Raw genomic sequence first — 25994 nt, 5'->3', positions numbered from 1 at the left:
GCCGGCCTGCGAGCTGGCCCTTTTTGCCTCTGAAACGACCGATCCTTATTTCCCCCTCCCGTCCATTTCCTGCTAATCTGGTTGCAAAATGAAACCTCAGCAGCCATGGCAACAGTCTCCGGGAGACCCCCTTCATGGAAAACGGCACCCACTACCGTACCTGTCACCTTTGCGAGGCCATGTGCGGTGTCGCTATTGAAATGAAAGACGGTCACATTGACTCCATCAAGGGTGATGAAAATGATCCGCTCAGCCGGGGGCACATCTGTCCAAAGGCGGTTGCGCTGCAGGATCTCCACGAGGATCCGGACCGTTTGCGGAAGCCGATGCGGAAAACCACGACCGGCTGGCAGGAAATGGACTGGGACCAGGCCTTCGATCTGGTTGCAGAAAAACTCCACCAGACCCGTCAGGACCATGGCCGCAACAGTATCGGCGTTTACCTGGGCAACCCCAATGTCCACAACCATGGCTCCCTGGTTGCTACCATGCCGTTTTTGCGGGCGATCGGCAGCCAGAACCGCTTCTCGGCAACCTCTAACGATCAGTTGCCGCACATGCTGGCCAGCCTGGAAATGTTCGGGCACCAGATCCTGTTTCCGATTCCGGACATCGACCACACCGATTTGTTTATCTGCATCGGTGCCAATCCGATGGCGTCCAATGGCAGTCTGATGACCGTGCCCGATTTCAGGGGCCGGCTCAAAGCCCTGAAACAGCGGGGCGGGAAAATGATTGTGGTAGACCCCCGCCGGACCGAAACCGCAAAGCTGGCGGACCAATTCCATTTCATCCGTCCCGGTAGCGATGCCCTGCTGCTGATGGCCATGGTGCATACCCTGTTTAAAGAGAACCTGGTGGACCCGGGGCCTGCCGAGCGACTGGTAAAGGATGTTGATCTGCTGCGCCTGGCTTCCCTCGCCTTCACGCCAGAAGCGGTGAGCGCCCGTACCGGCGTTGCCACGAAGGATATCCGGGCACTCGCCCGACAGCTGGCCACGACCCGAAAGGCCGCCCTGTACACCCGCATCGGTACCAGCACCCAACGGTTTGGCGGTGTCGCCACCTGGCTCGCATACTGCCTCAACATTCTTACCGGCAAACTGGATATTTCCGGGGGTGTTCTGTTTACCCAGCCGGCCATCGATCTGGTGGAGCTCGGCGCCATGTCTGGCCAGAACGGTCACTTTGGCAAACGCCACAGCCGCGTGAAGGGATTGCCGGAGTTTGCCGGAGAATACCCTGCCAGCACCATGGCCGATGAAATGCTGACACCGGGCGAGGGGCAGATCCGTTCCTTTGTTACCATAGCGGGCAATCCGGTCCTCTCAAGCCCCAACGGACGACGGCTTGAAGAGGCTCTCGGCGGGCTCGACTTCATGGTCTCGGTGGATTACTACCTGAATGAAACCACCCGCCACGCCGACATCATTTTGCCTCCGACCGCAGCCCTCGAACGCAGTCATTACGACCTGATTTTCAACATGCTTGCCGTGCGCAACGTCGCCAAGTACAGCGAGCCCTTGTTTGATGCGGGCCCGGATACCCGCCATGACTGGCAGATCCTGCTGGAACTTGCCCACCGTCTTGAAAGACGCCGAAAAGGCGGGCGGTTGCCGCTGCGCTCAGAGCTGGGCTGGCGCACCTTCAAGCAGATCGGCCCGGATCCGATTCTGGATCTGCTGCTGCGCGCCGGCCCCTATGGCGCAGACGTGGGCCGGGCACGCGGGGTGTTGCAACCGGCCGTTGATCTGATCATGGATATTCTCCCGCAGCGGCATCTGCTCAGGGGTCTGGCAAAACTCAGCCCCCTGAACCGCCACTGGCAGGACCTGCCCAAGGGCCTCTCGCTGCACGCGCTCAGGGAATGCCCGAGCGGGGTTGATCTCGGACCGCTTCAGCCTTCGCTTCCGGATCGACTCTTTACCCGGGATGACCGAATCAATCTGGCGCCCAGGCGGTATCTGGACGATCTCGGGCGTTTACACGACATGCTGGCAACACCCGCTGACGACGACCTGCTCCTGATCGGCAGGCGCCATGTTCGCAGCAACAATTCCTGGATGCACAACAGCCAGCGCCTGGTGAAAGGTAAAGACCGCTGCACCCTGATGATTCACCCCAAAGATGCCAGCCGCTTGGGACTGCAGGCGACCGACTCGGCCAAAATCAGTGCAGAAACCCGGCAGATTGTTCTACCTGTAGAAATCACCGAAGATGTCATGCCCGGCGTCGTTTCAATCCCCCATGGCTGGGGTCACGACCGCGAGGGCACCGGCCAGTCAGTGGCGGCAGCCCATGCCGGAGCAAGCATAAACGATGTGCTCAGCGACGGTGACATTGATCCGCTCTCTGGCACGTCCGTATTGAATGGTCAGTCCGTTACTGTCAAAGTCTGGCGCCCCGGGCGACAACGGAAACGGGCCTGATCCATAAAAGGAGTTGATAATGCCTCAGTGGCTGCAGTGGAGTCTGATCATCACCGGCGTGATCGCCATCGTTCTGATGCTGGTGTTTATCCGCCGGCAGATGACTTTGCTCTCGGAAAACCGTAAACGACAGGCCAAAGCCAAGGAGTTCCAGGCAAACCGCAGAAAAGACATGATCCGCAGTGTTCATGTCATCGCGATGGCGATTGAAGAGGATCAGATCGAATATTCAGAAGCCTGCCTGCGGCTCAAGGGCCTGCTGGACCACATTGCACCAGACTTGCTGGAGCGGTCCCCTTTTCGGGTATTTCAGGAAGTGCACGATCAGCTGCAGCACATGCCCACCCATCGGGCTCGGCAGGCCACTGAGACAAAGTTTATCGAAAAGATGGACAAGGAACGGTTTGAAGTTGAGCAGAAACACGCTGACGAGATACGCCGGGCAGCAACCGCCCTTCGACACCATTCGTTTTCGCCCGACACCCCTTGAATGCTTCCAGCCACAACTGGTCAGACCTTATTTTTGTTATATTTTGTAACAGGACTCCCAGGACTCACCAGAATTTAGCCAAGAAAATCAATAAGTCCGGGAATCTTCGAAAACTGACGGCATACTCATTCCTTTAAGGCGCATACGGTTGACTTTTCTTTTCCCTGCCAGAGTCTAAATTAAAGACAGGGCGGTCACCATCATCTGCGGTGGGAGCCGCCTCACATTGTTTTCTCCTGATAAGTTTGGACGACTCTGCAACAAGCGGGTGAACTTGCCGGCCTCGGGGCCGGCTTTTTTTGAGGCAGATTCCCGGGAACAGCGACCCGCTACTGGCTCATCATGCCGGCCATGGCCATTATGCTGTCCTTACTGTTGACCAGCTCATCAAACTGCTCCTCAACCTGCTCACGGTTAAGGCCAAGTTCCTGATAGAACGACTGACTGACCACTTCCCCGGCACCCAGTTCCACGCCCCGGGCGGTTAACAACTGACGGCCCAGCCAAAGCAGCCTGGCGTAGACGCTTTGGCCGCCATCGTAGGCCGGATTTTTCTGGTAACGGATCGCCAGGGTCACTTCCTCCGGCATGCCCCAGTTTTCCATCAGTTGCGCGGCAATCTGCTCCCGGGTAATACCGAGTAGATAGTGCTCGGTAACCGAGGAGTCAATATCCGGATTCACTTCCAGCGAACGACAGGCGAGCCTGAAATGCGGCGGAAATACCTGGGCAAGGACCAGGTGACCAAAATTGTGCAACAGACCGGCAAGGTATGCGAGTCCGAATACCGGCCGTTCCCCCCGGGGCATCATGCTGGCGAGAATGCCGGCAGACTGCGCCTGCCAGATCGCCTGCTGCCAGTAATCCACATAGCCGTCGGGATGATCCTGGGGCTGCTTGAGGGCCCGCCCGAGGGAAAGGCCCATGGCCAGGTTCATCACCAGATCAAACCCGAGTACCCGGGAAACGGCATCATGCACTGACTTTACCTGACCTGCGGCCGCATAAAACGAGGACGAAGCCCAGCTCACCACCTGGGCCGCAAGGCTTGGATCACTCTCTACGATGTCTACCAGGTCTCCCATGACAGCATTGGGATTAACCCGCAGGTGGATAATCCTCTGGGCGGTTTCCGGCAGCGGCGGCAATTCAAGCGTGTCTTCCAGGCGTTGCTGTATACGCCGGCCGGTAAATTTCTTGATGGCAGAATGCAGCTGATCCCTGTCCTTGCCATGGTCACTCAGGTTGACGGAGATGGACTCCGGCGCCACGGCGAACGAACGACGGTCGGCCTTGGCTGTCAGTGTCCGGAAGTCTTCCGCAGGCATAACCATCGCCAGGTTTTGCTCGCCCAGCTCAAGAGCGACTGCTGGCAAGGAACTAACGCGCTGGTCAACAACGGTCGGCCACCCGGTCAGAGACGGCAATGCTGGTAATGCCTTAAGTCCGGCTCTTTCCCGGACCCGGACCTGCTCCCGGCGCTTCATCAGCCGGAAATCACGGCCAAGTTGCTTGTTCAACTGCTCCAGATCGATCATATCCTCCTTGCGGCAGATAACCTGAAGGTTTCCCTGGCCATCACTGAGCAAAACCATGCGCAGCAGTTCGTTCCGGCTGGCCTGGGCAGCATCCCTGAGGGACACGCCCGCAGCGGAATCGCCCAGAGCCTGCTGCACCGCGACAGGTAATTCCATAAAGCCCTCCCGAATGTTGCTATTTTTTCTCGGATCGTCCGGATCTGTTATCACTGTAAGCTCAGTATAGGGCAAGGAAATAACCCTGATGTTGACTGAACTCTATTTCCTGACCACTTCCATACGCTGTCGGTCAGAGAACGGACTTTTCTACACGTCGCCATAGCGAATTTTATCGCCAAGCCAACGTCGTACCAGTGCCTGAACTATATCCGGGCGCGCCATGAGCCCTGGCGCCATCTCCCGTACTGGCTCAATCCAGCTCTTATCGCGCTCAAAATCCGCCAGGCGGAACTGCATCATGCCGGTCTGGCGGGTACCCAGCACCTCGCCTGGCCCGCGAATCTCCAGGTCCTTCTCCGCAATAAAAAAGCCATCCTGGCTATCCCGAAGCGCCTGGAGCCGGGCCTTACCATTAGCGGACAATGGCGGGTGGTACATCAGTACGCAAAAACTTGCCTGCTCACCCCGGCCGACACGGCCACGAAGCTGATGCAGTTGCGCCAGCCCGAGGCGCTCGGGATTTTCAATGATAATCAACGAAGCATTGGGAACATCAACCCCAACCTCAATCACCGTGGTGGCTACCAGCAAATCAAGCTCGCCCACCTTGAACTGTTCCATAACCGCCGCTTTTTCCTGGGCCCTGAGTCGGCCATGGACCAGGTCCACTTTGAGATCAGGCAGCCTCTCCGCCAGCTCCTGAGCCGTCACTTCTGCTGCCTGGCACTGCAAGGCTTCGGATTCCTCGATCAGTGTGCAGACCCAGTAGGCCTGCCGACCCTCCCGGCAGGCGCCACGAACACGTTCGATCACATCTTCCCTTCGGCTGTCGGGAATCACGATGGTTTCAATCGGTTTCCTTCCCGGCGGCAATTCATCAATAACCGAGGTGTCCAGATCCGCATAAGCGCTCATGGCCAAAGTGCGGGGAATGGGCGTTGCTGTCATGATCAACTGATGGGGTGCCAGCGCCCCACCCACGCCTTTCTCGCGCAGGGCCAGGCGCTGATGAACGCCAAACCGGTGTTGCTCATCGACGATTACCAGCGCGAGCCGGTGAAACTCAACCTCATTCTGGAACAGGGCATGGGTTCCGATCACCACCCCGGCCTCACCGGACCGGACAACTTCCAGCGCCTCTTGCCGCGCCTTGCCTTTGACTTTGCCAGACAGCCAGGCAAGCCGGATGCCCAACGGCTCCAACCATGCCCGGAAGTTCTGCAAGTGCTGTTCTGCCAGGATTTCAGTGGGCGCCATAAGGGCGACCTGGGTGCCCGCCCCAATAGCCTGCAGGGCCGCCAGGGCCGCCACCACGGTTTTCCCGGAACCAACGTCACCCTGGACAAGCCTGAGCATCGGCAAAGGCTGACTGAGATCCTGCCGGATATCCGCGAGCACATGGCGCTGCGCGCCGGTGAGTGAAAACGGCAGGGAATCGAGGAAACGTTTCGTAAGGTCTCCCGTTGGCAGAAGCGGCAGCGCCTCCCGGGCCCGGATCTGCTCACGCACCTGAAGCAGGCTCAACTGATGCGCCAGCAATTCCTCCATTACCAGTCTCTGCTGCGCCGGGTGGCGCCCTTCCATTAACAGGTGCACAGGCGCACTGGCGGGGGGCGAATGCACCACCTGGACCGCCTCGGCAATACCCGGCAGTTGATACTCGGCCAACAGCTCCTGGGGCAGCCAGTCCCGAATCGGGAATCGCTGCAGATAGCCCAGAGCCTGCTGGCAGAGGGACCGCACCCGGGGTTGCTGAATGCCCTCGGTCAGGGGATACACCGGGGTGAGGGTTGCCTGACCTTCCCCAGGCATGGGTGGCGGATTGACCTGATACTCCGGGTGATAGAATTCGTAGCCGGCCCGCCCCGGCCGGACCTCCCCAAAGCATCGAACCCGGGCCCCTTCACCCAGCTGGTTTTTCTGGGCCGCATTGAAATGAAAAAAACGCATCACCAGAAAGCCACTGTTGTCCCGGAGAGTCACCTGCAGGCTGCGCCTGCGCCCCATAACCAGGTCGGCTTTCATCACCTCCCCTTCGACCACCGCCACATCGCCGATTCGCAGGTTGCCCATCGGCACAATGCGGGTCCGGTCCTCGTAGCGGTGCGGGAGGTGGAACAACAGATCTTGCAGGGAAGCAATCCCCAGCCTGGCAAGCTTCTCTGCCAGGGCGTTTCCTACGCCCTTGAGCTGGGTGACCGAAATGTCATCCAGTGATGTCATAGCAGGTCTCAGGCGCTTTCGGCCACGACGGGTGTATCAGTTCTCGCCTTCTCGATTACCCGGCACTGGCTCGCTGCCAGCGACAGAACGTCAATCGCCTTGGGCCGCGGGAAGGTAACCCGCCAGGCCAGCGCAACGGTCCGGAACGGCACCGGCGGCGCGAATGGACGCACGGCCAGAATGTCTTCATGGTACTGCATGGCCGTTGCCGCGGAGAGCGGCAGCACAGTAATACCCAGCCCGGACGCAACCATGTGGCGAATCGTTTCCAGAGAGCTGCCCTCGGTGACCAGCGAAGGGGAGGCCGCGTCTGCACGCCGGGTCACCGCATCGACCAGCGGCGGACAGGATTCCAGCACCTGATCCCGGAAACAGTGGCCGGGACCAAGAAGCAACAGCTGTTCCCGGGCGAGTTCATCGGCAGTCAGTTGCTCCTTCTCTGCCAGCGGATGCCTGGCGGGCAACAGCACCACAAAAGGCTCATCGTAGAGCGGCAGCGTCACAACTTCCGGCTCTTCAAAAGGCAGGGCGATGATGATGGCATCCAGCTCCGAGTGCCGGAGTTTCTGGCGCAGGTTTGCAGTATAATTCTCTTCGATGTAAAGCGGCATTTCAGACGCCGCACGGCGCAACTCCGGCAGCAAGTGGGGGAAAAGGTACGGGCCAATCGTGTAAATCGCGCCGACTTTCAAAGGCGAGTTGAGCTGGTTCTTGCCGTCCTGGGCCATATCCCTGATGACGCCCACCTGGTCAAGCACCCGTTGCGCCTGCTCAATAATACGCTGACCGGTTTCGGTGACGCGGATGCTGCTCTTGCTGCGCTCGAACAACGGGATGCCAAGCTCATCTTCCAGCTTTTTCACAGCAACGCTGAGTGTCGGCTGGCTTACATGGCAACGCTCTGCAGCCCGGCCAAAATGCCTTTCGCGGGCCAGCGTAACGACGTATCGTAACTCGGTGAGAGTCATGGTGAGCTCCGGTCAGATGGATGCGGGTCGAAGTTCCACTTAACTTTATGAGCTAAAGCATAAGGATTGAAATTGTCTATGGCAATCACTGAAAGCACTAACCCGCCGGGAATCCTGGTTGCCGGCTGTGGCAAACTCGGTGGCGCCATCGCCAGCCGGCTGAAAGCCTCGGCAACGGTATTCGGGCTGCGCCGGAATCCGGACCAGGTGCCGAAAGGCGTACACGGCATCAGAGCTGACCTGACCCGGCCTGCAACCCTGGCCGGCCAGTTGCCAGATAACCTGGACATCGTCATTTATTGCCTGACACCCTCCAGTTACGACCAGCAGGGCTACCAGGATGCATACGTTACCGGCCTCGAAAACCTGCTACGGGAACTGGGCGAACATTCCCTGAAACATCTCTTCTTTGTCAGCAGTACCAGCGTTTACGCTCAGGATGACGACAGCTGGGTAGACGAGTCCAGCCCTGTCAACCCGGCCAGATTCAGCGGCGAACAGATTCTGGCGGGGGAGCGAACAGCGCTGGACAGCGGTCACCCTGCAACCATCATACGATTCAGTGGCATTTATGGTCCGTCCAGGGCACGTTTTCTTGAGGAGGTTCAGCAAGGCCGTATGAGCCCGCAGCCACCGGCACCGTTCAGCAACCGGATCCATGAAGAAGATGCTGCGGAAGCAGCCGCTCATCTGGTCCGGCTTGCCGTCTCCGGGGCGCTGCTGGAGCCCTGCTATATCGCCAGCGATTGCGAGCCGGTACGGCTCGATGAAGTGGTGGACTGGGTACGGCAACAAACTCCCTGCGCCGATCCTTTACCAGACGCCCGTCAAGGGGGCCGGGCCGGGAGTAAACGCTGCAATAACCAGCGACTGCTGGCCACCGGATTCCAGTTCCGGTACCCGGACTTCCGGGCCGGCTATCGGGCGATGATTCACCAAAACTGAGTCCGCGAAACGGGAAAAGGCGACCGTAGCCGCCTTTTCCACGAAATTGGAACCTGCCCCGGCTTCAGCTCAGCACCATGACTGCTTCCATTTCAATGGGTACGCCCTTGGGCAGCGCAGCGACGCCAACTGCCGCGCGGGCAGGATACGGCTCCTGGAAATAGGTAGCCATGATCTCGTTTACCGTGGCGAAGTTTGCCAGGTCGGTCATATAGATATTGAGCTTGACAATATCCTTGAGCTCACCGCCGGCGGCTTCACACACGGCCTTGAGGTTATCAAATACCTGACGGGTCTTGGCAGCAAAATCCCCTGCCACCACTTCCATGGTCTCCGGCACCAGCGGAATCTGGCCAGACAGATATACCGTGTCTCCGGCTTTCACCGCCTGGGAGTATGTGCCAATGGCCTGAGGCGCATTCTCGGTCTGAATTACGGATTTGTTGGTCATGACCCTTATTTTCCTCTCTTCCAAAACGCCAATCCTCACCCCTCTGTGGCGCGCCTGTCAACCGGGCTTTGGTCTGGTTCAGTGCCGTACGCGGCTGATGTGGGTAATTGCCCGAATATTGCGGATGCGCCGCATAACCCGGGCCAGATGCCGGCGCCCTTGCACATGCACCACCAGGCTGACGACACCGAAGCGGGCATTCTGCTCCTCCACATTGATGCGCTCGATGTTACCGTCAGCCATGGCCACGGCGTTTGCCATCTCGGCAATCACACCGCGCTGACGCTCAAGCTCTACCCGCAACTCCACAGAAAATTCATCGGTAATGTCCTTGGCCCACTTGAGATGGGTCAGGCGGGCCCGGCCTTCGTCGTCTTCCGGCAAGCGAGAGCAGGTATCGGAATGAATTACCATGCCTTTGCCGGAATCCATAACACCCACCACCGGGTCACCGGGAATCGGCTTGCAACAGCTGGCAAACCGGACCAGCAGTCCCTCGGTACCACGAATCGTCACCGGGCTTTGATTGCCACCCTCGATATCCCGGGCGCCCTCACCGGAGTCCGGTCCTTCGGCACCGCTTACGAGCTGACGGGCAACCAGATAGGCCATCCGGTTTCCAAGACCAATGTCACCGATCAGGTCGTCAAAACTGTTCACCTGGTTGTGATTCACCACCGCCTGTTTCTGGGCATCGCTGATATCCGACAGTTTGGCACCAAAGCCTTTCAGCGACTTCTTCAGCAAGGCCCGTCCCAGCTCCAGCGATTCCGCCCGCTTCTGGCTCTTCAGGACATGACGGATACTGCTTCTTGCCTTGCCGGTAACCACGAAACTGAGCCAGGCCGGATTGGGCCGGGCACCGGGTGCGGTAATGATTTCGACGGTCTGACCGCTTTGAAGGGGCTGGCTCAGGGAACCGAGATTACGGTTGATCCGGCAGGCCACGGTGGCATTACCGATATCGGTGTGGATCGCGTAGGCGAAATCTACCGGTGTTGCCCCGCTGGGCAGCTCCATGATGCGGCCCTTGGGCGTGAACACGTAGATCTCGTCCGGGAACAGATCCACTTTCACGTGCTCAATGAATTCCATGGAATCATCGGCCCGCTCCCGCATTTCCATCAGACCCTTCACCCAGCGATCAACCCTTGCCTGGTTCGCACTGGTAACGCTGCTGGGCTCGTTCTTGTACATCCAGTGAGCCGCAATACCGTTGTTGGCGATGTGCTCCATTTCCTCAGTGCGGATCTGGATTTCAATGTTCACGTGCATGCCGAACAGGGTGGTATGGATAGACTGGTAGCCATTGGCCTTGGGCATGGCAATGTAGTCCTTGAACCGGCCCGGCAGGGGCTTGTACAGGCTGTGAACGGCACCGAGGATGCGATAACAGTCATCCTCGGTGTCGGTAATAATCCGGAAGGCGTACACATCCATGATTTCATGGAAGGATTTCTGCTTGAACTTCATCTTGTTGTAGATGCTGTTCAGGTGTTTCTCCCGGCCAAGAATCCGCCCGGGCAGGCCGCGCTCTTCCAGCTTTTCCTGCAACTTGCCACGGATGTCTTCGATGATTTCCCGGTGGCTGCCCCGAAGCTTCTCCACCGCTTTCGAGATGTACTTCGATCGCATCGGATACAGGGAGGAGAAACCCAGATCCTCAAGTTCGGTGCAGATCGAGTGCATACCAAGGCGGTTGGCGATCGGGGCGTAGATATCGAGGGTTTCGGTGGCAATGCGCTGGCGTTTCTCGTAAGGCATGGGACCGAGGGTGCGCATGTTGTGCAGCCGGTCAGCCAGCTTCACCAGGATGACCCGTATATCCCGGGCCATGGCGAGAGTCATCTTCTGGAAGTTCTCAGCCTGGGCTTCCGCCCGGGAGCGGAACTCAATCTGGGTCAGCTTGCTGACGCCATCCACCAGCTCGGCCACATCCTCACCGAACTGCTCCGACAGGGCATCCTTCGGGATACCGGTGTCTTCAATGACATCGTGAAGCATCGCGGCCATCAGGCTCTGGTGGTCCAGCCGGAGATCGGCGAGGATATGGGCAACGGCCAGGGGATGGGTAATGTAGCGGTCGCCGCTTTTGCGCATCTGGCCCTCATGGGCCTGTTCGGCATAGTAGTAGGCCCGTCGCACCTGATTGATGCGATGGGTATCCAGATAGGAGCTGAGCTCTCTCGCCAGCCCTTCAACCGTAGCCTCTGCCGACACCGCGCCTCCACAACCTCATGAAATTCAGGGACAAAAAAACCCGAATGCACGCATCCGGGTCCTTCCTTAGTCCTTCCAGCAACGTTCTATAGACACACTATAAAACCGCGGGGACGGATTTCAATGCTTCTCACTCACGGACAGGTACTTATGCCCAATATCCGCAGACAGCTCACTCGTCGTCGTCTTCCTTAAGCAGATCACGAGTAATCTTGCCTTCGGCGATTTCGCGCAGGGCAATCACCGTCGGCTTATCATTTTCTTCCGGCACCATCGGCTCGGCCCCCTTGGTAGCGAGCTGACGCGCACGCTTGGTAGCCAGCATTACCAGCTGGAAGCGGTTATCAACGTTTTCCAGACAATCTTCAACGGTAACTCGTGCCATAACTTCCCCGACAAATAAAATGACTGATTCAGCAGACCGGATAGTTTACTGCGACCGGTTCAATTTGTATACAGGAAAAGCCCGTATCAGGCCAGGCCAGACAACCCTGCCAGAAGCTTCTGGTGCCGTGGCTGCTGCACCTCCATGCGCAGGCGCTGGGCCCGGACGATGGCCAGCAGGTCCGCCAGGGCGATATCGAAGTCGTCATTGACCACCAGAAAGTCGAACTCAACGGCGTGGCGGCACTCTTCCTTGGCCTCCGCCAACCGGCGCTCCACCACCTCGGGCGTGTCGGTACCACGACCCACCAGTCGCTCGCGCAATACTGCCGGCGACGGCGGCACAATAAAAATACCGACGCATTCGGGAATCAGCCGGCGCACCTGACTGGCACCCTGCCAATCAATCTCCAGGATGACATCCTGGCCCCTGGCCAGCGTCTCCCGCACCCAGGCCTGAGAGGTGCCGTAGTAGTTACCAAAGACATCCGCGTGTTCCAGAAAATCACCCTTGGCAATCATTGCCTCAAATTCTTCGCGGCCGACAAAGTGGTAGTTAACACCGTTCTGCTCCCCTTCGCGCATGGAGCGGGTGGTGTGGGACACGGAGACGCCAAGCTTGTGGTCATCGCGAAGCATGCCCGCCACAAGGCTTGTCTTACCGGCACCGGATGGCGCAGATATAACGTACAGGGTACCCTGCTCAACTGACTGACTCATAACCCGAGAACTCCAAACCTGAACGCGGCGGCCACCTGTTCCGACCGGTAAAGCCGGAATTATACGGACTTTGGCAAAACACCGCACCCCGACAGGGCGCCACCTGATACCATTTGCGTAATTGTCCCTTTTATCAACTGATATACCCCATGCGAACGACCATAGACATTACTCTTCAGAAACCCCGGAAAGCCATTGACGCACTGAGTGAGGCATCGGAGCTCTCACGCCAGAAAATCAAGGATGCCATGACCAAGGGCGCCTGCTGGTGGACGCACAAGGGCAAACAATTAAGACTGCGAAGGGCGACGAAGGAGCTCAGAGCCGGCGTGCACCTGCAGCTGTACTATGACGAGAAGGTACTGGCCAGAAAACCTGAAGACCCGGTTCTGCTGGAGGACAAAGGGCGTTACACCGTCTGGTTCAAACCTCACGGCATGCTCGCCCAAGGCTCCCAGTGGGGCGACCATTGCAGCCTGCTGCGGCTGGCAGAAGTGCTTCTCGAGCGGCCGTGTCACCTGATCCACCGCCTCGATGCCGACGCCGCCGGGCTGATGCTGATCGCCCACGACCCGAAAGCTGCGAGCGCCCTGTCCCAGTGCTTTTCAGCCCGAACCATCACCAAATACTACCGGGCCAGAGTAACCGGGGTGGTCAGCGCCCAGGACCGGATCGTTGACGCTCCGGTGGAGGGCAAACCGGCAACCAGCCGGGTGACGACACTAAGTGCCAGCGAGGCCAACCAGACCTCCCTGGTACAGGTGAGCATTGAAACCGGACGGAAACACCAGATCCGCCGCCACCTGGCTGGCCTTGGGCACCCGATCGTCGGCGACCGCCTGTACGGACGACCTGCCCCGGCTCCCCTGCAGCTGCTGGCTTACTATCTGGAATTCGACTGCCCGCTGAGCAAACAAAAGGTCACGTTCCGGTTACCGGACAACCTGGACAGCCTGAAACAGTCCTGAACCCCAAAAAGCCCTGCCCCGGGATCACTCCAGGTTCTGCACCTGCTCCCGAATCTGTTCGATCAGCACTTTCAGATCCACAGCAATGCGGGTTACTCCGGCGTCGATACTCTTGCTGCTCAGGGTATTGGCCTCGCGGTTCAGCTCCTGCATCAGAAAATCCAGCCGGCGACCGATGGCCCCCTCACTTTTCAGGGTATCCGCCACCTCGCCAATGTGGGCGTCCAGCCGGTCCAGCTCCTCGGCCACATCACTTTTCTGGGCCAGCATCACCATCTCCTGGGTAACCCGATCGGGATCCAGCTCCACCTTCGCTTTCTCGAACCGCTCCCGAAGCGCCTTCTCCTGGGCGTCAAGCAGCTCCGGCATGCGAGCGCGCACGTCCGAGACCAACTCACCCATGACTTTAAGGCGATCTTCGAACAACGGCCGCAACCGCTCTCCCTCGCGCTCCCGCACTGATGCCAGCTCAGCAACGGTCTGCTCAAACAAACCGGCCGCTGCCTCTTTCGCCGGACCATAGTCCTGCTCCGGCACCGAAAGAACGCCAGGCCAGCGAAGAATATCCAGGGCGTTGATGTGGGCCGGGTTATCCAGCATCCGATTGATGTGATTCGCGGCCTCATTGACGGCCTGCGCCATCTCTTCGCTAATCTCGAAGCTCTGGGTCACATTTTCGGCGGACTGAAGCCGCATGGACACATCCACCTTGCCTCGCTTCAGCTGATTCCGAAGCTCCTCACGGAACCGGCCCTCAAGCTCCCGGAAAGCCTCCGGCAGACGGAAAGACGGTTCCAGGTAGCGGTGATTCACCGTCCGGATCTCACAGGTCAGCGTCCCCCAGTCTTCCTGGACATCCTTCCGGGCAAATGCGGTCATACTTCGGATCATGTCGGCTCCGCTCATGGTTGGTGGAAACAATCCGAGTTTAACAGGCTCTTAACGCCCACGGCGAACCAAACAAAAGGCCAGTGCCAACGTGTTATACTTTTCCGCCTTTTCGACACACGATCGACCGGGACACGCGCCCGGAAATTCATTACTGACTTCAGGAAATACTATGCGTCCAAGCGGCAGAACGCCCGAGCAACCGAGAGATGCTCGAATTACCCGCAACTACACCCGCCACGCCGAAGGCTCCGTGCTGGTGGAATTCGGAGACACCAAAGTTATCTGCACCGCCTCCGTCGAAAACAAGGTTCCCCCATTTATGAGGGGCGAAGGTAAAGGCTGGATCACCGCCGAATACGGCATGCTGCCCCGCTCCACCGGCAGCCGAATGGGCCGGGAAGCCGCCCGCGGCAAACAGGGCGGACGCACCGTCGAAATCCAGCGCCTGATCGGCCGCTCCCTGCGCGCCGCCGTCGACCTCTCCGCTCTGGGCGAGCACACCATCACCGTGGACTGCGACGTTATCCAGGCCGACGGCGGCACCCGCACCGCAGCCATCACCGGCGGTTGCGTGGCACTGGTCGATGCCCTGAACCACCTGGTGGCCGAAAAGCGCCTGAAAAAATCACCACTCAAACAGATGGTCGCCGCGCTGTCCGTTGGCGTTTACAAGGGTACCCCGGTGGTGGATCTGGACTATCCGGAAGATTCCGAAGCGGAAACCGACATGAACGTCATCATGACCGACCAGGGCGGCTTTATCGAGATTCAGGGAACGGCGGAAGGTGCGCCGTTTGTTCAGGAAGAGCTGGACAACATGCTGGTATTGGCCAGGCAGGGCATTGAGCAGTTGTTCGAAATCCAGAAAACAGCTTTGGAAGGCTAACTCACAAGTCTGAGGCGCCTGTGTGGCGACGTTTCCCCAGACTGTTGAGGGCCATGGACGGCCCGAAGCAAGCGCACAGGGATGTGCTCGTAGCGTGTCTGGGGAAACGTCGCCACACAGGCGCCTTCCCCAGACTCAAAAACCGATTTCGATATCGTAATCCATGATCACCGGTGCGTGATCGGAAAACCGGGTTGAGTCGTCAATCCAGCCATCCTCGATGGTCTTGCGGATCCCAGGGGTCAGCAACTGGTAATCCACCCGGATACCGGCATTCCTGCGGGAACCTTCCGCCTGCTCCGGCCACCAGGTAAACTGATTACTCTGCCTGTTCACTTCCCGGAACCCGTCAACACAGCCCATTTCATCAAACAGGCGGTCAAGCCAGGCACGCTCATGGGGCAGGAAACCGGAAAAGTCCAGCTTGTGATAAAGCGGGCTGGCATCCGTTACATGGTGGGCCGTCTGAAGATTGGCGCAGAAAATAAACTGCCGGCGCTTACGCAGCGTCTTCTGCATGTGCAGACCAAAAGACTCCATGAACTCGTCCTTATGGTCCAGCACTGTCAGGTCATCTTCGCCGATCAGTTCTTCTTCCCGGCCAAGGGCACAGGGCGCGAGCACACAGGCCACGGAAACCTTGTCAAAATCGGCCTGAATAAACCGGCCCTCACGATCCGCCTGCTCGTTGGCGAAACCGTACATGATGGCCTTCGGAAAGTGGCGGGTGTAAATGCCCACGCCACCATCCTCATTGTTCTCGCCATCAATGAAATAGGCCTCATAACCTTCCGGAATCAGGTTGTAGTCCTCAATCTCGTAGGCCCGCATGCGATGGTCCTGAACGCAGACCACGTCGGCATCCTGCTGCGCCAGCCAGTCGAAAAAGCCCTTCTCAACAGCCTGGGCGAGGCCATTGACGCTGATTGATACTACCCGCATACGTGTTCCCTGATTCGGTTTGTGTGTATGATACCGTTTTTACGTGTTAATTAAAGATCAACACCCGCCAGAAGCCTTGTCATGCACGACTATCAGCAAAAATTTATTGAGTTTGCCATCCGCCGGAACGTACTGCGCTTTGGCGAGTTTACGCTCAAGTCGGGTCGAACCAGCCCGTACTTCTTCAACGCAGGCTTGTTCAATACCGGGGATGACCTGCTTCAGTTAAGCAAGGCCTATGCCGCTGCGATAGCACGCAGCGGGCTGGATTATGACATCATTTTCGGGCCTGCCTATAAGGGCATTCCGTTGGCCACCGTAACAGCAATGGCCCTGGCTACAGACGGTAACAGCAAACCTTTTGCGTTTAACCGCAAGGAAAAGAAGGATCATGGTGAGGGCGGCAACATTGTTGGCGCACCACTGCAGGGCAGAGTACTGATTGTCGATGATGTTATTACTGCGGGCACTGCGATCCGTGAGTCCATCGACATTATTCGGGCCGCGGGCGCCGAACCGGCCGGTGTGCTTATAGCGCTGGACCGGCAGGAAAAAGGCAATGGCGAACTGTCGGCCATTCAGGAAGTGGAAAAGGAGTTCGGTATCCCGGTGGTGAGCATCATTCGCCTCGAACAAATCCTGGACTACCTCAAGGCCAACCCGGACTTCGCCGGGCATGCCGGGAAGGTCGCCAGTTACCGGGATCGTTACGGAGTCTGATTAATGGCTAATCGTCTGACCGCATTTTCAGCCAGGGCTTGTGCATGTGCGCTTATGCTGGGCATAGCGCCCCACGCCGCAGCCAACATGTACCGATACACGGATGCGAACGGCCAGGTTGTGATCAGCAGCACTATTCCCCAGGAAGCCACCAAACGGGGCTACGATATTCTGGGCAACAATGGTCGTGTGATCGAGACCATTCCTCCCGCGCCCACGGAAGAGGAAATTGCCGCCCGGGAAGCGGAAAAACAACGCCAGAAAGAGCTCGCCGAGCAACGTGAGAAAGACAGGCAGTTGCTGAAGCGCTTCAGTCACCCGGATCAGGCGGTGAAAGCAATGCATCGAAAGATCCGGGAACTCGAGGGCCTGATCCAGCTCAAGCGAGGCAACATCTCGGTAATATCCAGCCAGCTGGACAGCGAACAGAGCCGCGCGGCCGATATGGAACGGACCGGACGCGACATACCTGAATCCATCCTTGAGAAAATCCGGAGGCTGGAGTCACAGATTCGGGACATTGAGCGGGAGATTGCCTCGCAAACCCAGGAAATTGAGGCACTGCAGAAGGCCTTCGAAGCCGATATAGAACGCCTGGAAGAAGTCACCGACGAGGCCCGGACACTGCCGCTGGAGCCCGCCGGGGAAACCAACTGATCGCCGCAGCCGGGCCGCACCGGAGCGCGGAATAAAAAGAAGGGCCAGCGGTGAACCGAAGGCCCTTCTTTCATTTCACTGACTGATCAAGTGAGATGCCTCACCGCTTTCAGGCGGAAGCAGCAGTGCTCTTCTTGGTAGTAGCGGTAGTCTTGTGCGCGGTGGTTTTGCGCGCAGCCGGCTTCTTGGCCTCAACGGACTTCTTGGCGTCCTGAGCGGCTTCGGAAACATCCTCGGCAGCTTCAGATACCGCGTCAGCGCCTTCAGCGGCCTCTTTTTCCAGCTTGGCGACCAGATCACCCGCGAAGCTGCCAAAGCGGCTGTTCAGGCTGCGCAGCTGGCCAAACAGGCTATCGCTGTAACCGTTGTAACGCTTGCGCAGGGTCTTGACGCTGTACTCACGCGCCTCGGCCTCCAGCTTTTCCGCGTAATCAAACGGCTTGGAGGCAAGCTTCTTCTGCTGCTCTTCAGCGGCATTGATGCCTTTATCGACGATTTCCTGAAGCTGTTCCTGATATGACTTGAGTTTACCCATGTCTGTTCTCCTATTGGTTTCCTGAAAGTTCCAAGGCGCTGCTAAAACTTCTTGGGAGCAGGCCTTGCTTCAAGCTCAGGATCCAAGTTACGCCGAAAAATTAGAATGTTCATACTAAAAGCGGGAAATAGACGAATCAGGGTTACCAGCGGAAAATAACCCAACGGGGCAGCAGCGTGTCGGACTCGGACTGCCGGACCCAACCACCACCGCCATCGGCAGGTACCAGGTAATATTCCGGCCCGACTTCCGGCACAACCTTGATTTCCATAAGCTGACCATTAACCCGGTACTCATAAAAGACCTCGTTCTCGCCGGGGCGGATAACAATTTGCGGGCCCTCGCCAGCAGGCTGATAATCGGAAACCACAACGGGCTCTTTCGGCGTTTCCACCGGCGTCTCGTTCAGCGCCCCTTTTTCTTGGGCCAGAGCAGCCAACGGCAAACAGACGAGTAGCAATGCCGGGCAGGCGATTTGTTTCATTTTCGTGATACCCTTTCGTCCATCGATTTCAGTACAGAGTTGCATAAGCCAACCCATGCTTCAATCAGAATCCGGACTTGTTTTGACATGACCAGCAAAAACACACCACCAGTGGTTCTTGTGGACGGATCGTCCTATCTTTTCCGTGCTTATCATGCACTTCCACCGCTGACCACCAGCAAGGACCACCCCACCGGTGCGATCAAGGGTGTGATCAGCATGATCCGGCGCCTGGAGCAGGATTTCCCCGGCTCAAAGATGGTGGTGGTCTTAGACGCCAAGGGCAAAACCTTCCGGCATGACCTGTACGAAGAGTACAAGGCCAACCGGCCGCCGATGCCTGAGGATCTGGCCTGCCAGATCGAACCCATCCACGAAATCGTGAAGGCCATGGGCCTGCCCCTGCTGACCGTAACCGGCGTAGAAGCGGACGACGTGATCGGTACACTGGCCGAAGAAGCCACCAGCAAGGGCATTGATGTGGTGGTTTCAACCGGCGACAAGGACATGGCGCAGCTGGTCAGCGACCACGTAACGCTGATCAACACCATGACCGAAACCCGGATGGACCGGGAGGGCGTGGTGGAAAAGTTCGGTGTTACCCCCGAGCAGATCGTTGACTACCTGGCCCTGGTGGGCGACAAGGTGGACAACATCCCGGGAGTTAACAAGTGCGGACCGAAAACCGCGGTGAAATGGCTGCAGACCTACGAAGATCTGGACAATCTGATTGAGCATGCCGATGAGATCAGAGGCAAGATTGGTGAGTACCTCCGGGAAGCCACTGAAACCCTCCCCCTGAGCCGCGAACTGGCCACCATCCGCACCGATGTGGAGCTGGACTTTGGCCTGGAAGATCTGGAGCTGCGTGAACAGGATGACCAGCAGCTGCTGGAACTGTTCCGGGAGTACGAATTCCGGAGCTGGATTGCTGAACTGGAGAGCAATAAAGACTCGCAAACACCGGCCGGTAAAAACTACAGCGAAAACCCGGCGCCCGAGGCCGGTAAAAACTACAGCGTTATTACCGATCAGAGCGATCTTGACCGCTGGTTGCAGCGCCTCAAATCCGCCGACCTTTTCGCCTTTGATACCGAAACCACGAGCCTTCGTTATATGGACGCCGAGATAGTTGGCGTCTCCTTTGCCATCACCCCGGGCGAAGCGGCTTATGTGCCCCTGGCTCACGACTACATGGGGGCTCCGGATCAGCTGGACCGTGAGGCGGTACTGGAACAGCTCAAGCCACTGCTTGAAGATCCGGGCCAGGCCAAAGTCGGACAGAACCTGAAGTACGACAAAAATGTGCTGGCCAATCACGGCATTTGCCTCGAGGGGATTGCCGAGGACACCATGCTTGAGTCCTATGTCCTGAATTCCGTGGCCACCCGCCACGATATGGACAGCCTCGCCATGCACTACCTGAGCGAAAAGACCATCAGCTTCGAGTCCATCGCCGGCAAGGGCGCCAGGCAGCTTACTTTCAACCAGATCGAGCTGGAGAAAGCCGCTCCCTACGCCGCCGAGGATGCGGACATCACCCTGCGCCTGCACCAGACCCTGAGATCAAGGCTGAAGCAAACCGGCAAACTGGCATCCGTTTACAAGGAAATCGACCTGCCCCTGGTACCAGTGCTCTCGCGTATGGAACAGCGGGGAACCCTGATCAGCGCGAGTACACTGCGCCGGCACAGCCAGGAGCTGGCCGAACGTCTGGCCGAACTGGAAAAGGAAGCCCACGACGTCGCAGGCGAGACCTTTAATCTGGGCTCCACCAAGCAACTCCAGGTCATTTTCTACGAAAGAATGGGCTTACCGGTCGTCAAGAAAACCCCCAAGGGCGCACCGTCAACCGCTGAGCCGGTGTTGCAGGAACTCGCTCATGACTATGAACTGCCGCGGCTGATCCTCGAACACCGGAGCCTGAGCAAGCTCAAGTCCACCTACACCGATACTCTGCCCGAGCTGATTCACCACCGGACGGGCCGTGTGCACACCTCTTACCATCAAGCCGTCACAGCGACCGGACGATTATCCTCCTCCGAGCCCAACCTGCAGAATATCCCTATCCGCAGCGAGCAGGGACGACGGATACGTCAGGCGTTTATCGCTCAGGAAGGGTACAAACTGGTCGCGGCGGATTATTCCCAGATCGAACTGCGGATCATGGCTCACCTGTCCGGCGACAAGGGACTGCTCACTGCCTTTGAACACGGGGAAGACATTCACAAGGCAACCGCGGCCGAAGTTTTCGGTGTAAACCTGGACGAGGTATCGGCGGACCAGCGCCGGAGCGCCAAGGCCATCAACTTTGGCCTGATCTACGGCATGTCCGCCTTTGGTCTCTCCCGGCAGCTGGATGTGGAACGCAAGCTGGCCCAGCAATACATCGACCGCTATTTCGAGCGTTACCCGGGGGTACTGAAATACATGGACAACATCCGCAAACAGGCCCACGAGGACGGTTTTGTGGAAACCCTGTTTGGTCGCCGCCTGTATCTGCCCGAAATCAACGCCCGAAACAAACAGCTGCAACAGGCTGCCGAGCGCACGGCCATCAACGCGCCCATGCAGGGCACCGCAGCGGACATTATCAAACGGGCCATGGTGGATGTGGAGAACTGGCTGCTCACCGAGCACGCCGACGAAGCCCGGATGACCATGCAGGTTCACGATGAACTGATTCTGGAAGTGAAGGAATCGGCCCTGGATAAAATCCGTAAAGGACTGGTGAAACGCATGTCGGCAGCCGCAGAACTGGATGTACCGCTGCTTGTGGAGGCCGGGGCCGGCGACAACTGGGACGAAGCCCACTGACCCACCCCAAAACAGGGCATGGACGCCCGCCAATGCACTGAAATGCGCCAGAGATTCAGAGCACAAAGGCGCCTGTTCCTGCCAGGGTTTCACGCCAGGGCGCGGCGGACACCGCCCCACCCGGATACGGCATGAAATTCGCTTCCGGCCCCAGGGTCGGCGCCTTGCCCATGCCGGATGTTCCGGGGCAACGCCATGTTGTGACACACTTTCCCGAGGCTCAAACCATGACTTCTCTGGCATCTGAACGTAGCTGGCTGCTGGACCCCGGCCTGCTGAAACTGGTTCACCAGTGCCGGCGCCTGATTCACTCAGAATTCGGCGTCAAACTGCATCTCACGGAAGAGCATCTGGAACAGCAACTGGCGGATTACGCCCGAAAAACCCGCTCAAGCCATCTGATCCGGACCTGGGAAACCCTGAAGCAACAGGTTCCGCAACTGAACATTGAACCCGAGGAAGAGGACAACGGCCTGAAGCGCACCTACCGCGGCCAGGTGATCGCCGACGCGCCACCTGTCACGGCCAATGAAAACGGCGAGGGAGAAAGCCACCCGCCACGGAAGAAAAAGGTCATCTACCGTGGTCAGGTGGTTGGCTGATCAGTGCGGGCTAGAAGGCTTTGCTAACCTGCAGAGCCGCACTCCAGGCACTCAGATCATAGGTGCCCTGGTAGTTGGCAGGCGTGGCGGGTTGAGTCGGATTGTCATGACCATACTCACGATCATTCACCTTGGCGTCTCCGGAGAACAACAGCGTTCCCATGGCTGCGTCAACGGTCCAGCCGCCAGCAATCTCCTTCCACTGGGCACCCAGTGTCAGCCAGTGGCGGTCCTGGGAAGGTATGCGGGCAGTCACATATTGCTTGTTCACGGGTGACTCATCCCAGGCGTAGCCGGCCTTCAGTGCCCAGTCGGGCGTGACCTGCCATATGCCGCCAAGGTTAAGTTGCCAGGTATCCTGCCACTTTTCGGTGATGTGCGTGATCGGCTGGCCGGGCTGACGTCCGGTTGCCTGGGATACCTCACCACTCTGCCCCTCCCGGCTGTAGATATCGAGTTCTTCGAACCGGCTCCACCTGGCATAGGTAGCACCCGCCAGCAGGGTAAACGAGTCGTTAAAGCGATGCCGCAGACCAAGCGTTGCACTCCCGGGAATGGCCAGCGGAACCCGGACCTTTTCTGTCAGTGTTGTGGTCTGACCGGGCGAGGAAAGTACCGGGAAATCGGAGATGGTCGCGTCGCCGTCCAGATCGAGATCGGTGCCCGTCTGGACACTCAGGCCGATCTGGGTCATCCCGGACAGCTCATAAAGGACACCAACCCGGAATGTAGCGGCTATATCATCGCCTTCGATATCGGCATAAGGTTCATCCAGAGCCAGGGCAGCCGGGCCGGCAACAGCGCTCAGGTCCTGATACCGGCTGAGACGGCCCTCCGCGTAAATCAGGTTGATGCCGGCGCCCACGGACAGGCCATTACCGTTGTTCACGGAGATCGACGGAGTGAAGGCAATGGCCGTCAGCTCGGTCTTATCGGCAAAGAAGCGACCCGCAAAGTCGTCCTCGTAATCCGCTGCCAGCCCGTAGGGCGCATGGATACCGAAGCCAACGTCAACGCGGTCACTGACTTCATGAGTCAGGTAAAAGTTAGGCAGAACAGCCGGATCAGCGATATCACCACCCCCAGTCGCCGGCTGAACGGGAACTGCCGGGTTCCGACGAACCGCTGAGAGAGATGACTGCCGCGCCTCGGCATCAATATCCAGAACCGCCGCACCAAAAGATATATTGGTGCCGGACAACTGGCTCATACCGGCGGGATTAAACAGAGCCGTGGTGGCGTTCTCGGGATTGGCGGCGGCACCGGCATTGGCTGTGCCCATGGCACTGGCGCTCTGCTCGTTCAGGGAAAAGCCCCCCGCCAGGGCGCCCGCAGGTGCGGCAATTGCCGCAAGAGTGGTCAGCTGTATTGCTCGCGCAAGCATTGAGGAATTGTTGTGCATGGTCTCTCCTTGTTCTGTCGCGCGAAGTATACGCGGCGGAACCGACCAGCTTCAAATGCCATCCCTAACGGTTCAGCCCCCAACTACCTACGACCAAAGTCTGAGAGGGCAGCGAGTTCTAGTCGTCCTGAATCGAGAGCCTGTCCACCGAAGACGACAATTTATCCGCCCCCTGGGCATCGGCACCCAGTTTAATCATCAGGCGCAGATCATTGGCGGAGTCGGCATGAGCCAGAGCGTCTTCGTAGGTAATCGACCCTTCGGAGTATAGCTGGTAAAGCGCCTGATCGAAGGTTTGCATACCGGATTCGTTGGACTTGGCCATCAGCTCCTTCAGGCGATGCACCTCGCCCTTACGGATCAGGTCCGCCACCAGCGGGGTATTGATCAGCACCTCGATAACCGCCTTACGCCCTTTACCATCGGGTGTGGGAATGAGCTGTTGTGCCACAATGGCCCTGAGGTTCAGGGACAGGTCCATCCAGATCTGGTTATGCTGTTCCGGCGGGAAAAACTGAATGATCCGGTCCAGCGCCTGGTTGGCGTTGTTGGCGTGCAATGTCGCCAGGCACAGGTGGCCGGTTTCGGCAAACTGCACCGAGTATTCCATGGTCTGGCGGGTACGCACCTCACCAATCAGAATAACGTCCGGCGCCTGACGCAGGGTATTCTTCAGAGCCACTTCGAAGCTTTCGGTATCAATCCCCACTTCCCGCTGGGTCACGATACAGCCCTGGTGCTGGTGTACGAATTCGATCGGATCCTCGATGGAGATAATGTGGCCACGGCTGTTGCGGTTACGGTGCCCCAGCATGGCCGCCAGCGAGGTGGACTTGCCGGTACCGGTGGCACCCACAAACATGATCAGGCCCCGCTTGGTCATGGCCAGATCCTTGATCACCCCCGGCAGGGCAAGGTCGTCAATCTGGGGGATCTTCACCTCAATCCGGCGCAATACCATGCCGCACAGGTTACGCTGGAAGAAGGCGCTGACCCGGAAACGGCCAATGCCCCGGGCGCTGATCGCAAAGTTACATTCGTGGGTTTCCTCAAACTCGGCGCGCTGTTTCTCGTTCATCGAGCCGTAGACAAATTCCCTCGTCTGCTCCGGCGTCAGCGCGTTCTTGGTGACCGGCAGCACTTTCCCGTTCACCTTCATGCTCGGCGGCACACCCGCGGTAATAAACAGGTCCGAACCGCCCTTTTCCACCATCAGCCGTAACAGTTTTTCGAATTCCATTTTTCTACCCAGTCTTCATTATTTGGTGCCTGGGTGGGGCGGGTACTGCTTCCCGGGACACGCTGTGAATACATCCATGTAAGCTTGACTGCAGCATCCATGCTGCAGACAGTCCCGGGAAGCAGTACCCGCCCCACCCCTCAAACTCAATTCGGGGAGTCCGGCTGGATTACCCCGCGGCTCCCGGCACCCAAACTCCAGCCCCGGGAGCACCATTGTTAAAAGTTATCCGGCATCTTCGCCTTGGCCCGCGCCGCTTCGCGGGATATCAGCCCTTTCTGCAACAACCGCTCCAGACACTGATCCAGTGTCTGCATGCCCAGGGAACCACCGGTCTGGATCGAGGAATACATCTGGGCGATTTTGTCCTCACGGATCAGGTTACGGATTGCCGACGTACCAATCATGATCTCGTGTGCCGCAATCCGGCCGCCACCCATCTTTTTCATCAGGGTCTGGGAAATAACCGCCTGCAGCGATTCCGACAACATCGAACGCACCATGGACTTTTCCTCGGCCGGGAACACATCCACCACCCGGTCGATGGTCTTGGCTGCAGAGGTGGTGTGCAGGGTGCCGAACACCAGGTGGCCGGTTTCCGCGGCGGTGAGGGCCAGGCGAATGGTCTCCAGATCCCGGAGCTCACCTACCAGGATAATGTCCGGGTCTTCCCGCAGTGCCGAACGCAGCGCTTCGTTGAAGCCCAGGGTATCCCGGTGCACTTCCCGCTGGTTCACCAGACATTTCTTGGAGTCATGCACGAATTCGATAGGGTCCTCAATGGTGAGGACGTGCTCGTAACGGGTATCGTTGATGTAGTCGATCATTGCGGCCAGCGTGGTGGACTTACCGGAACCGGTCGGGCCGGTCACCAGCACAAGCCCGCGGGGCACCGAAGACACATCCTTGAAGACCTGGCCCATGCCCAGATCTTCCATGGTCAGAACCTTGGAGGGGATAGTCCGGAACACCGCACCGGCACCGCGGTTCTGGTTGAAGGCGTTGACACGGAAACGAGCCACACCCGGCACTTCAAAGGAAAAGTCGGTTTCCAGGAATTCTTCGTAGTCCTTGCGCTGCTTGTCGTTCATGATGTCGTAGATCAGCCCGTGGACTTCTTTGTGCTCCATGGGCGGCAGGTTGATGCGGCGAACGTCCCCATCAACACGAATCATCGGTGGCAGGCCGGCAGACAGGTGCAAGTCAGACGCACCCTGTTTGGCCGAAAAGGCAAGCAGTTCAGTAATATCCATAGGAATCCTCGGAAGGCTTTTTCTTTTATCCCGGTCGCATGCGCCCGGCGAGGCCCCGGCGTGGTTCACT

At 58.3% G+C, this 25994-nt stretch carries 23 protein-coding genes; 9 read left to right on the top strand and 14 right to left on the bottom strand.

From position 1 onward, the window contains the following. The first annotated feature begins 134 nt into the window (after positions 1-134). Together D0851_RS15250 and D0851_RS15245 are read left to right on the top strand one after the other, a co-directional pair. Entirely contained in the window at positions 135-2429 is a 2295-nt protein-coding gene (locus tag D0851_RS15250) for a molybdopterin-dependent oxidoreductase (RefSeq protein ID WP_117619418.1), read from the top strand. 19 nt (positions 2430-2448) lie between these two features. Further along, the gene (locus D0851_RS15245) at positions 2449-2919 is read left to right on the top strand and encodes a DUF2489 domain-containing protein (protein ID WP_117619417.1); all 471 of its coding nucleotides are present in this window, start codon (positions 2449-2451) and stop codon (positions 2917-2919) included. A gap of 329 nt (positions 2920-3248) precedes the next feature. On the opposite strand, the gene D0851_RS15240 is transcribed toward D0851_RS15245, so the two are convergent. The 3 genes from D0851_RS15240 to D0851_RS15230 all read right to left on the bottom strand — a co-directional run bounded on the left by D0851_RS15240 (position 3249) and on the right by D0851_RS15230 (position 7807). Beyond that, positions 3249-4613 carry an HDOD domain-containing protein gene (locus tag D0851_RS15240; protein WP_117619416.1) on the bottom strand — a complete coding sequence of 455 codons (1365 nt, stop codon included), beginning with the start codon at positions 4611-4613 and terminating at the stop codon, positions 3249-3251. A 150-nt stretch (positions 4614-4763) separates the two neighbouring features. Then, the gene (gene recG, locus D0851_RS15235; protein ID WP_117619415.1) at positions 4764-6839 is read right to left on the bottom strand and encodes an ATP-dependent DNA helicase RecG; all 2076 of its coding nucleotides are present in this window, start codon (positions 6837-6839) and stop codon (positions 4764-4766) included. 8 nt (positions 6840-6847) lie between these two features. After that, entirely contained in the window at positions 6848-7807 is a 960-nt protein-coding gene (locus tag D0851_RS15230) for a hydrogen peroxide-inducible genes activator (RefSeq protein ID WP_117619414.1), read from the bottom strand. A gap of 78 nt (positions 7808-7885) precedes the next feature. On the opposite strand from D0851_RS15230, the gene D0851_RS15225 reads away from it, so the two are divergent. Continuing rightward, positions 7886-8752, top strand: a complete 867-nt coding sequence (locus tag D0851_RS15225) for an NAD-dependent epimerase/dehydratase family protein (RefSeq protein WP_117619413.1) — start codon at positions 7886-7888, stop codon at positions 8750-8752. Positions 8753-8816: 64 nt separating this feature from the next. Here the strand turns inward: D0851_RS15225 and D0851_RS15220 are convergent, their stop codons facing one another. The 4 genes from D0851_RS15220 to gmk form a co-directional block, all read right to left on the bottom strand. Beyond that, complete coding sequence (locus D0851_RS15220; protein ID WP_064228391.1) at positions 8817-9203, bottom strand: RidA family protein; 387 nt, start codon at positions 9201-9203, stop codon at positions 8817-8819. Between the two features lie 78 nt (positions 9204-9281). Further along, complete coding sequence (locus tag D0851_RS15215; RefSeq protein ID WP_117619412.1) at positions 9282-11423, bottom strand: RelA/SpoT family protein; 2142 nt, start codon at positions 11421-11423, stop codon at positions 9282-9284. Between the two features lie 172 nt (positions 11424-11595). Next, positions 11596-11808, bottom strand: coding sequence for a DNA-directed RNA polymerase subunit omega (gene rpoZ / locus D0851_RS15210; RefSeq protein ID WP_117619411.1), 213 nt, complete (start codon positions 11806-11808; stop codon positions 11596-11598). Between the two features lie 86 nt (positions 11809-11894). Beyond that, entirely contained in the window at positions 11895-12527 is a 633-nt protein-coding gene (gene gmk / locus D0851_RS15205) for a guanylate kinase (RefSeq protein ID WP_117619410.1), read from the bottom strand. Between the two features lie 149 nt (positions 12528-12676). Here gmk and D0851_RS15200 point away from each other — a divergent pair, with 149 nt between their 5' ends. Next, complete coding sequence (locus tag D0851_RS15200; protein WP_117619409.1) at positions 12677-13495, top strand: RluA family pseudouridine synthase; 819 nt, start codon at positions 12677-12679, stop codon at positions 13493-13495. Between the two features lie 24 nt (positions 13496-13519). Here D0851_RS15200 and D0851_RS15195 read toward each other — a convergent pair whose 3' ends face one another. Then, positions 13520-14386, bottom strand: a complete 867-nt coding sequence (locus D0851_RS15195) for a YicC/YloC family endoribonuclease (RefSeq protein ID WP_117619408.1) — start codon at positions 14384-14386, stop codon at positions 13520-13522. A 169-nt stretch (positions 14387-14555) separates the two neighbouring features. Here D0851_RS15195 and rph point away from each other — a divergent pair, with 169 nt between their 5' ends. Continuing rightward, a complete protein-coding gene (gene rph, locus D0851_RS15190; RefSeq protein WP_117619407.1) occupies positions 14556-15272 on the top strand; it encodes a ribonuclease PH in 717 nt (238 codons plus the stop codon). A gap of 135 nt (positions 15273-15407) precedes the next feature. Here the strand turns inward: rph and D0851_RS15185 are convergent, their stop codons facing one another. Continuing rightward, complete coding sequence (locus D0851_RS15185; protein ID WP_117619406.1) at positions 15408-16214, bottom strand: exodeoxyribonuclease III; 807 nt, start codon at positions 16212-16214, stop codon at positions 15408-15410. A gap of 81 nt (positions 16215-16295) precedes the next feature. On the opposite strand from D0851_RS15185, the gene pyrE reads away from it, so the two are divergent. Next, positions 16296-16934, top strand: coding sequence for an orotate phosphoribosyltransferase (pyrE, locus tag D0851_RS15180; protein ID WP_117619405.1), 639 nt, complete (start codon positions 16296-16298; stop codon positions 16932-16934). 3 nt (positions 16935-16937) lie between these two features. Then, on the top strand, positions 16938-17591 hold the full coding sequence (locus D0851_RS15175) for a DUF4124 domain-containing protein (protein ID WP_117619404.1): 654 nt from the start codon (positions 16938-16940) through the stop codon (positions 17589-17591). 109 nt (positions 17592-17700) lie between these two features. On the opposite strand, the gene D0851_RS15170 is transcribed toward D0851_RS15175, so the two are convergent. Both D0851_RS15170 and D0851_RS15165 read right to left on the bottom strand, forming a co-directional pair. Then, entirely contained in the window at positions 17701-18126 is a 426-nt protein-coding gene (locus tag D0851_RS15170; protein WP_117619403.1) for a hypothetical protein, read from the bottom strand. A 142-nt stretch (positions 18127-18268) separates the two neighbouring features. After that, a complete protein-coding gene (locus D0851_RS15165) occupies positions 18269-18610 on the bottom strand; it encodes a DUF2782 domain-containing protein (RefSeq protein ID WP_117619402.1) in 342 nt (113 codons plus the stop codon). An 87-nt stretch (positions 18611-18697) separates the two neighbouring features. On the opposite strand from D0851_RS15165, the gene polA reads away from it, so the two are divergent. Next, positions 18698-21427, top strand: coding sequence for a DNA polymerase I (polA, locus tag D0851_RS15160; RefSeq protein WP_117619401.1), 2730 nt, complete (start codon positions 18698-18700; stop codon positions 21425-21427). A 131-nt stretch (positions 21428-21558) separates the two neighbouring features. Beyond that, positions 21559-22029 (top strand): hypothetical protein, encoded by a 471-nt coding sequence (locus D0851_RS15155; RefSeq protein WP_227539317.1) that lies wholly within the window; start codon positions 21559-21561, stop codon positions 22027-22029. A 10-nt stretch (positions 22030-22039) separates the two neighbouring features. On the opposite strand, the gene D0851_RS15150 is transcribed toward D0851_RS15155, so the two are convergent. The 3 genes from D0851_RS15150 to D0851_RS15140 form a co-directional block, all read right to left on the bottom strand. Next, positions 22040-23431 carry an OmpP1/FadL family transporter gene (locus tag D0851_RS15150; protein WP_117619400.1) on the bottom strand — a complete coding sequence of 464 codons (1392 nt, stop codon included), beginning with the start codon at positions 23429-23431 and terminating at the stop codon, positions 22040-22042. Between the two features lie 118 nt (positions 23432-23549). Continuing rightward, complete coding sequence (locus D0851_RS15145) at positions 23550-24671, bottom strand: PilT/PilU family type 4a pilus ATPase (protein ID WP_117619399.1); 1122 nt, start codon at positions 24669-24671, stop codon at positions 23550-23552. 218 nt (positions 24672-24889) lie between these two features. After that, complete coding sequence (locus D0851_RS15140; protein WP_008174189.1) at positions 24890-25924, bottom strand: type IV pilus twitching motility protein PilT; 1035 nt, start codon at positions 25922-25924, stop codon at positions 24890-24892. Between the last annotated feature and the right edge of the window lie 70 nt (positions 25925-25994).

The sequence above is a fragment of the Marinobacter sp. Arc7-DN-1 genome, assembly GCF_003441595.1.
Lineage (GTDB): Bacteria > Pseudomonadota > Gammaproteobacteria > Pseudomonadales > Oleiphilaceae > Marinobacter > Marinobacter metalliresistant.
The sequence above is the reverse complement of the archived record's forward strand: the minus strand, read 5'-3'. Positions and strand labels throughout refer to the sequence as shown.